Below are 13,927 nucleotides of genomic sequence, written 5' to 3'. Positions count from 1 at the left end.
TAATAAAAAAACTCCCCCGACCCCCCCCGCCGGGGGGCGTGCGGCGCCCCCCCCCCCCGGGGGGGGGGGGGGGGGGGGGGCCCCAAAACACCTCCCGCGCCGCCCCGGCAGCCCCCCCCCCCCGCGCCCCTCTTCGTACCGCTGCAGGTCAGGCCAGGCGGGCCACGCCGTCGGCCTTGGCCGCCGCCGCGACCGCGGCCGCGACGGCCTCGGCGACGCGCGCGTCGAACGGCGACGGGATCACGTAGTCGGCGGCGAGCTCGTCACCCACGACACCGGCGATGGCGTCGGCGGCGGCGATCTTCATGCCCTCGGTGATCCGGCTGGCGCGGACCTTCAGGGCGCCCGCGAAGATGCCCGGGAACGCCAGCACGTTGTTGATCTGGTTCGGGAAGTCCGAACGGCCCGTGGCCACGACCGCCGCGTACTTGTGCGCGACGTCCGGGTGGACCTCCGGGTTCGGGTTGGCCATGGCGAAGACGAAGGCGTTCTTCGCCATCGAGGCCACCGCCTCCTCCGGCACGGTGCCGCCGGAGACGCCGATGAAGACGTCCGCGCCGTTCAGGGCCGCTTCCAGGGATCCGGTCTGGCCGGTCTTGTTCGTCAGAGCGGCGATCTCCGCCTTGACGTCCGTCAGGTCGGAGCGGTCCGCGGAGACGACGCCCTTGCGGTCGGTGACGCAGACGTCGCCGATGCCCGCGTCCACGAGGATCTTGGCGATGGCGATGCCCGCCGCGCCGGCACCCGAGATCACGGCGCGCAGGTCGCCGAGCGTGCGCCCGGTCAGCTTCGCGGCGTTGCGCAGGGCGGCCAGGGTCACGATCGCCGTGCCGTGCTGGTCGTCGTGGAAGATCGGGATGTCCAGGGCTTCCTGGAGCCGGCGCTCGATCTCGAAGCAGCGGGGGGCGGAGATGTCCTCCAGGTTCACCCCGCCGAAGGACGGCGCCAGACGGATGACCGTCTCGACGATCTCGTCGGCGTCCTTGGTCGCGAGCGCGATCGGCACCGCGTCCACGCCGCCGAACTGCTTGAACAGGATGGCCTTGCCCTCCATCACGGGGAGGGAGGCCTCGGGACCGATGTCACCGAGTCCGAGCACGGCCGTACCGTCGGTGACGACGGCGACCACGTTCGACTTCCAGGTGTACTCGTTCACCAGCTCGGGCTGCTCCGCGATGGCGCTGCAGACCTTCGCCACACCGGGCGTGTACGCGAGGGACAGGTCGTCCTTGTTCTGGACCGGCACCGTGGCCTGGATGGCCATCTTGCCGCCCCGGTGCAGTGCGAACACCGCGTCCGGGTTGTTGTCCGTCGCGCTGTCGCTGCGAGGATTGACGATCTCCGCTGCCACTTTCTTGGCCCCTTAGGTCTTTGAATCGTTGAGGGTGACCACACCTGGTTAAGGGGTGGGCGGGCACCGCGTCCGTACTCCGCATCGACGGTTGGCCCGTCTCCGCGAAGGGGAGGTTCGTACGCGCGGGCGCGCCGCACGCGCGCCCTGAGCCCCGGATGAGGGGTGTAAGGATCCGTTGTACCCGAAGAACGCTCACCCAGACGAGTCGATTCCTGCTCGACTGTAGACCTCTTGTCCTGTTTTCGGCGAAAGGTCCAAACGACTCTGTCCAATGGACGAGACGGACCGCAAATACTCCGTCAAAAGAGCCAGGTCGCAGCGGTTCCTGCGGTCGCGAACCCCTCATTCCGCAGTCCTGTTGGGTACCACCGCCCACCCGTTATCCGATTTTGACCTGACGAACTGCCTGAATGCGTCAGTCCGAATGGCAAGATGCCGTAATCACACGAGGTCGCGACACTCGAAGGTGCGTGCACGACCCGTTCTCGGATGCTCCCCCAGCCTGCCGGAGGAACCAGCTCATGACCGCAAGCACCACTCGTCGTACGACCGCCGCCCGGTCCCGGATCGCCGCGGTCGGTGCGATCGCGGTCGCCGGCGCCCTGATCCTCACGGGTTGCGGCGACCAGACGGAGAAGGGCTCCTCCGCGACCCCCTCCGGCGGCACCTCGAAGGACAACAGCGCCCCGCTCTTCTCGGCCCTGCCGAAGAAGATCCAGGACGCCGGTGTCATCAAGATCGGTACGGACTCCGCCTACGCCCCGATGGAATTCGTCGAGGGTGGCAAGATCGTCGGCGTCGACCCCGACATCGCCGAGGCGCTCGCCAAGCAGCTCGGCGTGAAGATGCAGTTCACCGCGGGCACCTTCGACGGCCTGATCACCTCGATCTACACCGGCCGCGAAGACGCGATCATGTCGTCGATCACCGACAACAAGAAGCGCCAGGAGGGCCTGGACGACAAGGGCCAGAAGATCGGCAAGGGGATCGACTTCGTCGACTACTTCTCCTCCGGCCTCTCGCTCCTCGTCAAGAAGGGCAACCCCGAGGGCATCAAGTCGATGGACGACCTCTGCGGCAAGACCGTGGCCGTCCAGCGCGGCACGATCTACGAGGACACCTTCAAGGCCCAGGCCGAGAAGTGCGGCGACAAGAAGCTCACCATCCAGGCCTTCGACACCGACGCCGAGGCGCAGACCCGCGTCAAGGCCGGCGGCGCCGTCGCCGACCTGAACGACTACCCGGTCGCCGCCTACACGGTGAAGACCTCCGGCGGCGGCAACGACTTCGAGGTCGCCGGCCAGCAGAGCGACGTCGGCCTCTTCGGCATCGGCGTGAGCAAGGAGAACACCCAGCTCCGCGACGCCCTCAAGCAGGCCCTCGACGCCATCATCAAGGACGGCTCCTACGCCAAGGCGCTGGAGAAGTGGAACGTGCAGGACAGCGCCGTCAAGTCCGCGACGGTCAACGCAGGTCAGTAAGTCCGGCGAAGTCCCCCGCTCCACGCTCCACTGAAGGGCAGTCATTGTGACTGACAAGATCGAAAAGGGTCCGGCCGATAACCCGCCGGCCGGACCCGGCGCCTCGGGCCTCCCGTACGAGGCCATCAAGGCCATCCCGGTGCGGCACTACGGCCGCTGGGTCAGCGGCGTCGTCGTCGTCGCGCTGCTCGTCTGGCTCGTCTACGCGTTCGCCAACGGCAACATCATCTGGGCGACGGTCGGCGACAAGCTGTTCGACCCGGCCGTTCTGAGCGGTCTCGGCAACACCGTGATCATCAGCGTCTCGGCCATGGCGCTGGGCCTCGTGCTCGGCATCGTCTTCGCCGTGATGCGGCTCTCCAAGAACCCGGTGACCGGCGCCGTCTCCTGGCTCTACATCTGGTTCTTCCGCGGTACCCCGGTGTACGTGCAGCTGCTGGTGTGGTTCAACCTGTCGCTGATCTTCCAGTACATCAACCTGGGGCCGATCTACAAGAACGAGACCGTCGACGTCATGACCCCGTTCATGGTCGCCCTCCTGGGCCTCGGCCTGAACGAGGGCGCGTACATGGCGGAGATCGTCCGGGCCGGCATCCAGTCGGTCGACGAAGGCCAGACCGAGGCCGCCCACGCGCTCGGCATGCCGCAGACGAAGACCATGCGCCGGATCGTGCTCCCGCAGGCGATGCGCGTGATCATCCCGCCGACCGGCAACGAGTTCATCAACATGCTGAAGACCTCCTCACTGGTCTCGGCGGTGCAGTACACGGAGCTCTTGCGGGCCTCGTCGAACATCGGCAACACGGCCGGTGCCATCATGGAGATGCTGTTCGTGGCCTCCTTCTGGTACCTGGCTCTGACCAGTGTGTTCAGCGTCGGCCAGTACTACCTGGAGCGCCGCTTCGCCCGTGGTTCCACGCGGAACCTGCCGCCGACGCCGTTCCAGCGTCTGAAGGCCAACCTGAACATGTTCCGCCGTACGGAGGTCGCGCGATGACCACTCAGCCGATGGTCAAGGCCGAGGGCGTCCACAAGTCGTACGGCGCCGCCCACATCCTGCGCGGCATCGACCTCGAGGTCGCTCCGCGCGAGGTCTTCTGCCTGGTCGGCCCGTCCGGCTCCGGCAAGTCGACCTTCCTGCGGTGCATCAACCACCTGGAGCGCATCAACTCCGGGCGGCTCTCTGTGGACGGCCAGCTGGTCGGGTACAAGCAGAAGGGCGACAAGCTCTACGAGCTGAAGGACAGCGAGGTCGCGGCCCAGCGCCGCGAGATCGGCATGGTCTTCCAGCGCTTCAACCTCTTCCCGCACATGACGGCCATAGAGAACGTCATGGAAGCCCCCGTCATGGTCAAGGGCGAGAGCAAGGCCGTGGCGCGCGAGCGCGCGGTGCGCCTCCTCGACCGCGTGGGCCTGGGCGACAAGGGCGGGAACTACCCCACCCAGCTCTCCGGCGGCCAGCAGCAGCGCGTGGCGATCGCCCGCGCGCTGGCCATGGAGCCGAAGCTGATGCTCTTCGACGAGCCCACCTCGGCGCTCGACCCGGAGCTCGTCGGCGACGTCCTCGACGTCATGCGGGACCTGGCCGAATCGGGCATGACCATGATCGTGGTGACCCACGAGATGGGCTTCGCCCGCGAGGTCGGCGACAACCTCGTCTTCATGGACGGCGGCGTTGTCGTCGAGTCCGGCCACCCCCGGGAGGTGCTCGGCAACCCGCAGCACGACCGGACGAAGGCATTCCTGTCCAAGGTGCTGTAAGCGCGCGGTCGCGTGCGAACGCGCGAGAGGGGCGGTACGGGATTCCCGTACCGCCCCTCTCGCATGCACGGCGGACCGCGGAAAGTTCTCACTTTCCTACAAGGGCACTACTTCAGACCCAGGACCAGCGCGTCGGAGGGCGAGCGCCACACCGTCCGGGCCTCGGCGAAGCCCGCCCCGCGCAGGGTCCGCACGTGCCAGGCGTCGTCGGGGGTGTCCCCGTCGGCGTGCTCGCCGTAGATCTCGTAACGGCGCTTCGTCGGCTCGGCGAGCACCGGGTCGGCGGCCGCCAGGGCCCACCAGTCGGCCCAGTCCAGAGCGCCGGCGGCGCGGGCCCGGTCCATCGCCGCGTGCCGGTGGGCGCGGTCGGCGGCGTTGAGGCGCGGGGTCGCCGGGTCGGGCATGTGGTCGGCGTTCATGAAGACACCGCCCTCGCGCAGCAGCGGGGCGAGCTGCCCGTACAGCACGGCGAGCTGCGGGGAGTGCAGCCAGTGCAGGGCGGTGGCCGTCAGGACGGCGTCGTAGGTGTCGTACGGGAGCGCCGAGGCCCAGTCGGGGTCCTTGAGGTCCGCGGTGACGAACGTGACGCGGCTGTCGCCGTCGAAGTGGCCGCGTGCGATGGTCAACAGGGCCGGGTCGAGATCGACGCCCGTACTGGTGGATTCCGGGAACCGCCTGAAGACGCGGTCCGTAATACTTCCCGTACCGCACGCCAGATCCAGCACCCGGGGGGTGGGTCCCACCAGTGCCTCGACCATGTCCAGCATCACCCGGAACCGCTCCTCGCGGTCGGGCATGTACCACTCCTGCTGCCGGTCCCAGCTCTCCTGCCAGGCCTGCCAGTCGGTCGTGGTCTCCGCCATCGCTCGCCCTCCAGTCGTAATACCCTCGAATAAGTCTCGGCCGTTACTTCGAGACCCTAATCCGCAGCCGTAAGGACTACAAGTGGAACTGGCCCATTACTCGGACTACGCCGTGCGCCTGGTCAACACCGAGGAGCCGGCCCGCAACAAGGACTCGCTGACTTCGGTGGACGCCGTCCGGGCCCTGTTCGGTGCCAGCGCGCAGATGGCCCGCCGCGTCACCGAGACCGACGTCACCCGTTTCCGCAACGTCCGCGGCCGGCTGCGCGCCGTCTTCGAAGCCGCCGACGGCGGCGACCACGGCCTCGCGGTCGACCTGCTGAACTCCCTGCTCATGGAGTTCCCGGTCAGCCCGCAGGTATCCGGCCACGAGTACCTCAACGACGAGGGCCGCCCCAACTGGCACATCCACCTCGCCGACCACCCCTCGAACGCCTCCGCCGGCTATGCCGCGATCGCGTCCTTCGGCCTGGCCTTCCACCTCACCGAGCACGGTCCCGACCGCCTCGGCCTGTGCCAGGCCGCGCCCTGCCGCAACGCCTACCTCGACACCTCCACCAACCGCTCCAGGCGCTACTGCTCCGACCGCTGCGCCACCCGCGCCAACGTGGCCGCCTACCGGGCCCGCAAACGGCTGGAAGCCGAGGCGTCCGGCCAGAGCGGCCGCAGCGCCGACACCGCCCAGGACAGCCGCGCCCTCAGCGAACTCTGATCCGCCGCGCGCGGCCGGAAGCGCAGCACCGCCGTCGCCAGCACCAGCTCCTCGGGCACCGTCCCGTAGTCGGTGCTGTCGCCGGTCTCGTTGTACGGGTTGTCCCCGAGCACCCACCAGCCGCCCGGCCGCCGCTCCACCGCCCGCTTGACCACGAGCAGGTCCTGCTGGAACGGGTGGCGCAGCACCACCACGTCACCCGGGCGCACGGCCGCCCCGTACCGGACCACCAGCCGGTCCCCGTGCAGCAGCGTCGGCACCATCGAGGGCCCCGCCACCTCCAGCACCTCGAACGCCATCCGCGAGTGCCTTCTCTCCGCCATGCGCGACCTCCTCGCCCGCTCTCGCCTCACTGCGCATGCTGCCGCAGCCTCCCGTACATTCGCTCACCGGTCCGGACGCCACCCTGGACTTTTGTCCTAAGCCCACGGGGCCGCTCGCGAAATCCCCTGTGCCACGGAGTAATCTCCCCCTTGAGAAGACGATCACGAGGAGGACAAACTCCATGCTTTCCCGCCTCTTCGCCCCCAAGGCGAAGGTCTCCGCCCACTGCGATCTTCCGTGCGGCGTGTACGACCCTGCCCAGGCCCGCATCGAGGCCGAGTCCGTCAAGGCCGTCCAGGAGAAGTACCAGGCCAACGAGGACGCAGACTTCCGCGCGCGCGCCATCACCATCAAGGAGCAGCGCGCCGAGCTCGCCAAGCACCACGTCTCGGTGCTGTGGAGCGACTACTTCAAGCCCCCGCACTTCGAGAAGTACCCGCAGCTGCACACCCTGGTCAACGACACCCTGAAGGCCCTCTCGGCCGCCAAGGCGTCGAACGACCCGGCGACCGGCCAGAAGGCCCTGGAGCTCATCGCCGAGATCGACCGCATCTTCTGGGAGACCAAGGCCGCCTGATCCAGGCCTTGCTCCCACGGCGAAGGGGCCCGACCGGTGACGGTCGGGCCCCTTCGCCGTGCCTGAGCTGCCGGTGGACCTACTCGTCCTCGTCGTCCTCGTCGTCCAGGCGGGCCAGCCAGGTGGCCAGGCGTTCCACCGGGACCTCGAAGTCCGGGTTCAGGTCGACGAAGGTGCGCAGCTGCTCGGCGAGCCACTCGAAGGTGACCTCCTCCTCGCCGCGCCGCTTCTCCAGCTCCTCGATGCCGCGATCGGTGAAGTACAAGTCGGGCTCCGTGCCGTGATGAAGGTGTGCAGGGGACGTTTCCCGCCAGGATAATCCGCATACCCGGCGAGACCTCCCCTCTTGTGGCACCCGGCGCTAGCCTGGACGGCCTCCACACCTGAGGGGGCAGGGGATGCAGGACGGGCGCACGGGCGGCACCGCGCGCGCCTTCGAGCTCCTCGAACCCCTCGTCCAGGCGGCCACCGTGCGCGTCCACGCGCCCCCGGACGGGTATGCACCCCATGGGACCGGTCCCACCTGGGGGAGTGGCTTCTTCATCGCCCCGGGCTGGGTCCTGACGTGCGCGCACGTCGTCGGTGAAGGGGGTGCAGCGGTGCGTCTCGTGGGGCGTGAGCTCGGCATCACCTTCTCCTCCGGCTCCGACGGTGCCACCGGCACCGTCACCGGCCGGGTCGAGTGCGTCCTGCCCGAGCGGCTGGAGGAGCGCCGCCCCGCCCGCCGGGCCCTGTGGGACCTGCCCGACCTGGCGCTGGTCCGCGTCCTCGCCCCGATCACGCACGCCTGCGTACGGCTCACCGACCGCGGCAGACCGCGCCTCGACGAGGTCGCCTACTTCGGCTGCACCGAGGACCTCGGCGCCCCCGAGATCACCGGCCGCACCACCCGGCTGCGCGGCACGGCCGCCGGCGGCGCCGCCCTGCGCCTCGGCGACGACGACGAGATCGAGCCCGGCATGTCCGGCGGTCCGGTCGTGGACCTGGCCCGCGGCGAGGTCGTCGGCGTGGTCAAGGCCCGCCGCAACAGCGGCGGCGGCGGACTCGCCGTCTCCGTCGTCCAGTTACGGACCCTGCCGCTGGCCGCCACCGGCCAGGTCGGGCTCTACCGCCGCGTCATGCAGGCCCACGACCTGTACCACTACGACCAGCACCTGAGCGACCTCAACAGCCGCCGCACCTGGACCGACGTCCACGACGAGCTCCCGGTGCGCGAGGACCCGCGCGAGGGCCGCAGGCGGCTCACCGCCGCCGAGCGCACCACCCTGTGCGGGCTGCTGGCCGAACTGCCCCCGCCGCGCTCCTCGGAGGACGTACGGGCCCTCGTCGAGGCGGCCCGCGGCGAGGAGCCCGACCCGGGCCTGCCGGCCCCGCTCAGCTGGCGCGACGGACTCGGCATGCTGCACGATCCGCCGGGCGGCGCCGGCGAGGCCGCCGCGATGCTCCGGTACGCGACCGACGTCAGCGTCGCCGACCACCGCGAGCCGCCCTCCCCGGGCGCCGACGAAGAGCTGTGGGACTGGGTACGGGCCACCGCCGAGCGGCTGTGGCGTCCCCTGCGGCGGGAGTTGGGCGAGCGGCACGAACGGGGCCTCGCCCAGCGCGCCCGGCGCCGCCGCGCCCGGGCCGACCGGCACCCGAACGGCCACACCCGGCCGTCCGGCGCTCTGCCCCAAGGGCCCTCGGTACTGCTGGAGGCGTGGGCGCACGGCTGGGAGGACGTCTACGACTGGCGCGTCTCGGTGCTCTACGGGCCCGCCCACCCGGGCCGGGTCACCCCGGTGGACTCGGGCGTGCGGGCCACCCGGGCCGGTCTCGCCGAGGCGCTGCGGGTCCCGCTGGCCGAGGCCTTCCGGCGCTGCGACACCCACGACGCGGCGGCCCTCCTCGAAGTCGCCGTGGCGCCCGAGCTGTTCGGCCTGCCCGTGGACACCTGGACGGTGGCCGGCCGCACGCCGCTGGGCGTCCAGCGGCCGGTGGTGTTCCGCTACCCGGCCGGGACCGGCGGCGCGATCCCGACCGACGACGAGGCCGACCACCGCCGGGCCGACCGCTGGACCCGCGTCCAGGCCGGCCCGCTGGCCGACGAGCGGGCCGACTGCGACCGCGGCCGCCCCAGGACCCCGGCGCCGGAATGGCTCGACACGCTGCCGGACAACACCGTGCCCGTGCACTGCCGGGCCGCCGACGCGGAGCCCACCCGCGGCTCCCTGTACGGGGTCCGCGACGCCGGATACGGAGTGGCCGTCACCCGGCGGCCCCCGGACGACCCGGCGGCCGACTGCGCGCCGTTCCACCGCGGGCTGCGCGAGGAGCTGACGGAGGCGGCGCGGGGAGCGCCGCTGCCGGTCCGGCTCCAGGCACTGCGGGCACGTGCACACGGGGCGGACCCCGACGCGTACTGGGCGGACGGGATGGCCCTCGTATGGGAGGACCCGGCCCGCGCGCTGCCCGAAGACGAGCCGCTGCAGGGCGACCTGTGACGGGCGGGAGGGGGAGGGAGCAGGCGTGAACGAGGAATGGCTCATCTACCGGGGGGTCGGCGAACCCCACGACGGGATCGAGGCGCTGCCCGATCCGCCGCCGTGGCGGGATTTCGACGGCGGCCCCGTCGGCGAGCCCGGCGGACCGGCGGACACGGCCGACGGGAACGTCGCACGGCGCCTCGGCGCGCACCGGCAGGCCGCCGAACTGCACCGGCCCGAACCGGAGGAGCTGGAGGCCATCAACGCGGCCCTGTACCTGCGGCGGCCGCTGCTGGTGACCGGCTACCCGGGAACCGGGAAGTCCACCCTCGCGCACGCCGTGGCCCACGAGCTGAAACTCGGCCGGGTGCTGCGCTGGCCCGTGGTCTCGCGGACCGTGCTCCAGGAGGGCCTGTACCGCTACGACGCCATCGCCCGGCTCCAGGACGTGCAGATCGCCGCGAGCGGCGGTCTGCCGGGCGGCTCGCCGGGCGCGGGCCCCGGCGCGGAACCCGGCGCGGGACCCACCGGGGGCCCCGCAGCGGGCACACCCCCCGGCATCGGCAAGTACATCCGCCTCGGCCCCCTCGGAACGGCCCTGCTGCCCACCGAACGGCCCCGGGTCCTGCTCATCGACGAGCTCGACAAGAGCGACATCGACCTGCCCAACGACCTCCTGAACGTCCTGGAGGAGGGCGAGTTCGCCCTCCCCGAGCTCGAACGCGTCGCCGACACCGAGCCCGAGGTGCAGGTGCTCACCGACGACGGGGCGAAGGTCACCGTCCGGGGCGGCCGGGTGCGCTGCCGGGCCTTCCCCTTCATCATCCTGACCAGCAACGGCGAGCGGGACTTCCCGGCCGCCCTGCTGCGCCGCTGCATCCAGCTCAAGCTCGGCCAGCCCGGCGAGAAGCGGCTCGCCACCATGGTCCGCGCCCACCTCGGCGAGGAGGCCGCCCAGCTCGGGGCCGACCTGATCCGGGAGTTCCTCAGCCGCTCCCAGTCCGAACTCGTCGCCGCCGACCAGCTGCTGAACGCCATCTACCTCACCCACTACGCCGCCCCGCCGACCCGGGAGGACCTCGCCGACCTGCTCATCCAGCGCCTCGACCGCCCGAGGTGAGCGCCCGTGCATCCCGAGTGGCCGGCCATTCCCGCCTCCGCGGGCACGTGCGCGGACCCGGCGCCCGTCCCCGCCGCCCTGCGCGACCTCGCCGGGCTGCTGCGCGCCGCCGGGCTCGACCCCACCGCCGAGGAGCTCGCCGACGCGCTGTGGCTGGCCGGGCGGATCGGTCCGACCGGCCCCGCCGCCCCCGACCGGGACCGCACGGCCCCGCCCCGGCGCATGCGCCCCGCGGGCGCGGCGGCGCCGGCCGCGGAGGAGCCCGCAGCGCCCGAGCCCGAGCCGGAGGACCCGGTACGGCTCTACGCCTCGCGGATGCTGGGGGCCGTCGAGGAGGAGGCGGCGGAGCTGCCGGCCGGCGCCGGAGTGCCCGTACGGGTCCCCGGCGCGGCCGCGCTGCCCCGGATCCTGGAGATCCAGCGGGCCCTGCGCGCCCTCCAGCGGCACCGCCCGCCCGGCCCGCCCACCCGGCTGGTGCTCGACGAACCGGCCACCGCCGAGGCCAGCGCCCGGGCGCTCGGGCTGGTCATCCCCGTACTGCGGCCGGAGAGCCGGCGCGAGGCGACCGTACGGCTGGTCATGGACGCCTCCCCGTCGATGGCCGTCTGGCACGACATGTTCGAGGAACTGCGGTCCGTCTGTGAGCGGCTCGGCGCCTTCCGCGACGTACAGGTGCACTACCTGCACCGGCTCGGCGACGGCCGGGCCGCCGTCGGGCGCGGGCCCGGCCCCGGCACCCGGCTGCGCTCCGGGGACCAGCTGCGCGACCCCACCGGGCGGGCGCTGACCATGGTCGTCTCCGACTGCGCCGGCCCGCTCTGGCGCGAGGGCGAGGCCCAGCGGCTGCTGCACCGCTGGGCCGAGTGCACCCCCTGCGTGGTCGTCCAGCCGCTGCCGCAGCGGCTGTGGAGCCGCAGCTGGCTGCCGACCGAGCGGGGCGCCCTGACCCGCGCCGAGGGCGGCTCCGGGCAGCTGCGGTTCCGGCCCGACCGGCCGGTCCGCCACGGGCGGTACACCGGCGGGCTGACCGTCCCCGTCCTGCCGCCCAGCGCCATCGCGCTCGGCTCCTGGGCCCGCCTCGTCGCCGGGCTCGGCACCGGGCCCGTCCCCGCCGAGGTGGGCCGGGTGCTCGCCGACCACCCCGCCGCGCCCCTGCCGCCGCCGCGCGCCGTCCGCCCGCCGCACGAGCTGGTGCGCCGCTTCCGCGCCTCCGCCTCGCCCCGCGCCGTCCAGCTCGCCGTGTACCTGTCGGCGGCGCCGCTGACCCTGCCCGTGATGGCCCTCGTACAGCGCACGATGCTGCCGGACTCGGAGCCCTCGGACCTGGCCGAGGTGCTGCTCAGCGGGCTGCTGCGGCGCGGCCGGGCCGCCGGGCAGTGGTACGAGTTCGTGCCCGGCGTGCAGGACGTGCTGCTCGGGCCGCTCGGCCGGGACGAGGCGGCGCTCGTGCTCAAGCACTGCTCCGAGTACGTGCTCGCGCACTTCGGGCGGGGCGTGCGGAACTTCCCCGCCCTGGCCGTCTCCCAGCTCACCGGCGCCCCGGTGGCCGAGGAGGGCGGTGAGGAGCGGGTCCCCGCCGGGCGGCTCCCGCAGGCCTTCGCCGAGGTCTCGGCCCGCGTCGTACGGCGCTACCTGCCCGGGCCGCCTGCCGGGGAACCGGGCGTCCCCGAGCCCGTCGCACCCCCGCCCGGGCGGGCCTGGGCGGTGCGCACGGCCCGCGACCGGCTCGCCGCGCAGGACCGTCAAGGGGGCGACGGCGGCCCGCGCGGGCTGTACGAGGCCGTCGCCGTGCTGCGCCGGGCGATCGCCGCACCCGCCGGCCCGCAGGACGCACCCGACGAGGCGGAGTGCGAGCTGGCCACCGTCCTGCTGCGGCTGTGGGCCGGACAGCGGGACCCCGAACTGCTCGCCGAGGCCGAGCGGTCGGTGGCCGGCCTCCGCACCCCGTCCGCCCGGGCCGTACTCGGCCGGATCCTGTACGAGCGGGCCCTGGCGGCCGAGCCGGACCCCGAGCTGCTGGCCGCGGCGGAACGGGAGTTCGCGGCCGTCGGCGGCGACCCCGACCCGGAGCTGGACCCGCGGCTGCGCCTGGACTGCGTGGTCCGGCGGGCACAGACCCTGGTCCGCCTCGGCGAGCTCCGCGAGGACACCGGCGCACTGCGCGAAGCGCGCTCCGCACTGGAGGCGGTGACCGGAGCCCCCGCCTCCGACCCGGCGGTGCGGCCCGCCCTCGGCCGGGTCCTGCTCGCCCTGCTGCCCCGCACCCCCGACCCGGCGGAGCGCACGGCGCTGGCCGTCCAGGCCGCCGAGCACCTGGCGGCCGGGCTGGCCGCCGCGCTCGCCGCCCCCGGGCAGACCGCCGAGCCCGCCGGAGCGGCGGCCGCCCGCGTACGGGTGGACCTGGCGACGGCCCTGCGCCACCTGCCGGGGCGGCTGGAGGAGGCGTCCGGACAGCTGGCCCTGGCCCTGGCCGAGGCCACCGGCGATCCGGAGCTGCGGCTGGCCGCCCTGGTGTGCCTGGCGCGGGTGCACCGGGCCCGGTACGCGCGGGACGCGGATCCGGCGGCCCTGGAGGACGCGGCCGAGGCGTACGGCAGGGCCCGCCGGCTGATCCCGCGCGACGCGGAGGCCTACGCGGAGCTGCTGCCCGAGTGGGGCGACGCACTGCTGGACCGGGCGCGGGCCGCCGACGGCCGGCGGTTCACCTCGACGGCCGTACGGGTGCTGCGCGACAGCCGGGCGGCGGTCCCGCAGTCCGACCCGCGCTCCGCGCAGCGGCTGGTGCGGCTCGCGGAGGGGCTGCGGCTTCGGCACGCGTACGAGGGGGACGTGGTCGACCTGAGGGAGGCGGAGTACCTGCTGGAACTGGCCGTCCGGCAGAGCCGCGGCCCGCTGGAGCAGGCCCGCGCCTGGCGCGAGCACGGGGACGTCCAGCAGGAGATCCACGCACACACCCGGGCGCTGGACCGCCTGGACCGGGCGGCGGACTCCTACCGGCGGGCCTGGCGCTCCGCGCTCGCCGCCGACCGCGAGGAGCGGCGGGACGTGGCGGTGGAACTGGGTGCGCGGGTGCAGGAGCTGCGCGGGGAGGTGCTGGAGCGCCTGGCCCGGCCCCGGGCGGCGCTGGACGCGTACCGCTCCGCGCTGGAGCTGTGGACCCGGCTGGGTCCGGCGGCCGCGGAGCGACGGGAGGCGCTGGGATCCCGGGTCCGCACCCTGGAGGCGGGGCTGTAACCCAGGCAACTGGGTAGTGGACCATCGGACATCGCG

At 72.9% G+C, this 13,927-nt stretch carries 12 protein-coding genes; 8 read left to right on the top strand and 4 right to left on the bottom strand.

The features are described 5' to 3' along the window. Positions 1 to 148: 148 nt before the first annotated feature. Positions 149 to 1,351 carry an NADP-dependent malic enzyme gene (locus ACFXGI_RS31340; protein WP_030859296.1) on the bottom strand — a complete coding sequence of 401 codons (1,203 nt, stop codon included), beginning with the start codon at positions 1,349 to 1,351 and terminating at the stop codon, positions 149 to 151. Positions 1,352 to 1,875: 524 nt separating this feature from the next. On the opposite strand from ACFXGI_RS31340, the gene ACFXGI_RS31335 reads away from it, so the two are divergent. Genes ACFXGI_RS31335 through ACFXGI_RS31325 form a run of 3 tightly spaced genes read left to right on the top strand, consistent with a single transcriptional unit; the run spans position 1,876 to position 4,596 of the window. Continuing rightward, the gene (locus ACFXGI_RS31335; protein WP_384713954.1) at positions 1,876 to 2,835 is read left to right on the top strand and encodes an ABC transporter substrate-binding protein; all 960 of its coding nucleotides are present in this window, start codon (positions 1,876 to 1,878) and stop codon (positions 2,833 to 2,835) included. 46 nt (positions 2,836 to 2,881) lie between these two features. Continuing rightward, positions 2,882 to 3,832, top strand: coding sequence for an amino acid ABC transporter permease (locus tag ACFXGI_RS31330; RefSeq protein ID WP_384713951.1), 951 nt, complete (start codon positions 2,882 to 2,884; stop codon positions 3,830 to 3,832). Further along, complete coding sequence (locus tag ACFXGI_RS31325; protein ID WP_328763637.1) at positions 3,829 to 4,596, top strand: amino acid ABC transporter ATP-binding protein; 768 nt, start codon at positions 3,829 to 3,831, stop codon at positions 4,594 to 4,596. Before ACFXGI_RS31330 ends, ACFXGI_RS31325 begins: the two co-directional genes overlap by 4 nt. Before the next feature lie 107 nt (positions 4,597 to 4,703). Here ACFXGI_RS31325 and ACFXGI_RS31320 read toward each other — a convergent pair whose 3' ends face one another. Then, the gene (locus ACFXGI_RS31320) at positions 4,704 to 5,459 is read right to left on the bottom strand and encodes a class I SAM-dependent methyltransferase (protein WP_384713948.1); all 756 of its coding nucleotides are present in this window, start codon (positions 5,457 to 5,459) and stop codon (positions 4,704 to 4,706) included. Between the two features lie 82 nt (positions 5,460 to 5,541). On the opposite strand from ACFXGI_RS31320, the gene ACFXGI_RS31315 reads away from it, so the two are divergent. Beyond that, positions 5,542 to 6,171 (top strand): CGNR zinc finger domain-containing protein, encoded by a 630-nt coding sequence (locus tag ACFXGI_RS31315; protein WP_384713945.1) that lies wholly within the window; start codon positions 5,542 to 5,544, stop codon positions 6,169 to 6,171. Here the strand turns inward: ACFXGI_RS31315 and sodX are convergent. Beyond that, complete coding sequence (sodX, locus tag ACFXGI_RS31310) at positions 6,075 to 6,494, bottom strand: nickel-type superoxide dismutase maturation protease (RefSeq protein ID WP_078860131.1); 420 nt, start codon at positions 6,492 to 6,494, stop codon at positions 6,075 to 6,077. The two genes, ACFXGI_RS31315 and sodX, sit on opposite strands and share 97 nt — an antisense overlap. 182 nt (positions 6,495 to 6,676) lie before the next feature. Between sodX and sodN the strand changes: the two genes are divergently transcribed. Beyond that, positions 6,677 to 7,072 carry a superoxide dismutase, Ni gene (gene sodN / locus ACFXGI_RS31305; protein ID WP_008741558.1) on the top strand — a complete coding sequence of 132 codons (396 nt, stop codon included), beginning with the start codon at positions 6,677 to 6,679 and terminating at the stop codon, positions 7,070 to 7,072. A gap of 79 nt (positions 7,073 to 7,151) precedes the next feature. On the opposite strand, the gene ACFXGI_RS31300 is transcribed toward sodN, so the two are convergent. After that, positions 7,152 to 7,337: a DUF6104 family protein gene (locus tag ACFXGI_RS31300; RefSeq protein WP_010061466.1), complete on the bottom strand. Its 186-nt coding sequence runs from the start codon at positions 7,335 to 7,337 to the stop codon at positions 7,152 to 7,154. A 133-nt stretch (positions 7,338 to 7,470) separates the two neighbouring features. Between ACFXGI_RS31300 and ACFXGI_RS31295 the strand changes: the two genes are divergently transcribed. The 3 genes from ACFXGI_RS31295 to ACFXGI_RS31285 are packed head-to-tail and all read left to right on the top strand — an operon-like array spanning position 7,471 to position 13,891. Further along, positions 7,471 to 9,555 carry a trypsin-like peptidase domain-containing protein gene (locus ACFXGI_RS31295; RefSeq protein WP_384713940.1) on the top strand — a complete coding sequence of 695 codons (2,085 nt, stop codon included), beginning with the start codon at positions 7,471 to 7,473 and terminating at the stop codon, positions 9,553 to 9,555. Between the two features lie 25 nt (positions 9,556 to 9,580). Beyond that, positions 9,581 to 10,657, top strand: coding sequence for an AAA family ATPase (locus tag ACFXGI_RS31290; RefSeq protein ID WP_384713937.1), 1,077 nt, complete (start codon positions 9,581 to 9,583; stop codon positions 10,655 to 10,657). Positions 10,658 to 10,663: 6 nt separating this feature from the next. Next, a complete protein-coding gene (locus tag ACFXGI_RS31285; protein WP_384713934.1) occupies positions 10,664 to 13,891 on the top strand; it encodes an SAV_2336 N-terminal domain-related protein in 3,228 nt (1,075 codons plus the stop codon). The last annotated feature ends 36 nt before the right edge of the window (positions 13,892 to 13,927 follow it).

Source organism: Streptomyces sp. NPDC059355, assembly GCF_042752335.1.
GTDB lineage: Bacteria > Actinomycetota > Actinomycetes > Streptomycetales > Streptomycetaceae > Streptomyces.
The sequence above is the reverse complement of the archived record's forward strand: the minus strand, read 5'-3'. Positions and strand labels throughout refer to the sequence as shown.

What these genes read in the sequence shown, in the direction of transcription:
- ACFXGI_RS31335 (WP_384713954.1), top strand. Translation starts at nt 1,876, where the DNA reads ATGACCGCAAGCACCACTCGTCGTACGACCGCCGCCCGGTCCCGGATC.
- sodX (WP_078860131.1), bottom strand. Translation starts at nt 6,494, where the DNA reads ATGGCGGAGAGAAGGCACTCGCGGATGGCGTTCGAGGTGCTGGAGGTG.
- ACFXGI_RS31320 (WP_384713948.1), bottom strand. Translation starts at nt 5,459, where the DNA reads ATGGCGGAGACCACGACCGACTGGCAGGCCTGGCAGGAGAGCTGGGAC.
- sodN (WP_008741558.1), top strand. Translation starts at nt 6,677, where the DNA reads ATGCTTTCCCGCCTCTTCGCCCCCAAGGCGAAGGTCTCCGCCCACTGC.
- ACFXGI_RS31325 (WP_328763637.1), top strand. Translation starts at nt 3,829, where the DNA reads ATGACCACTCAGCCGATGGTCAAGGCCGAGGGCGTCCACAAGTCGTAC.
- ACFXGI_RS31295 (WP_384713940.1), top strand. Translation starts at nt 7,471, where the DNA reads ATGCAGGACGGGCGCACGGGCGGCACCGCGCGCGCCTTCGAGCTCCTC.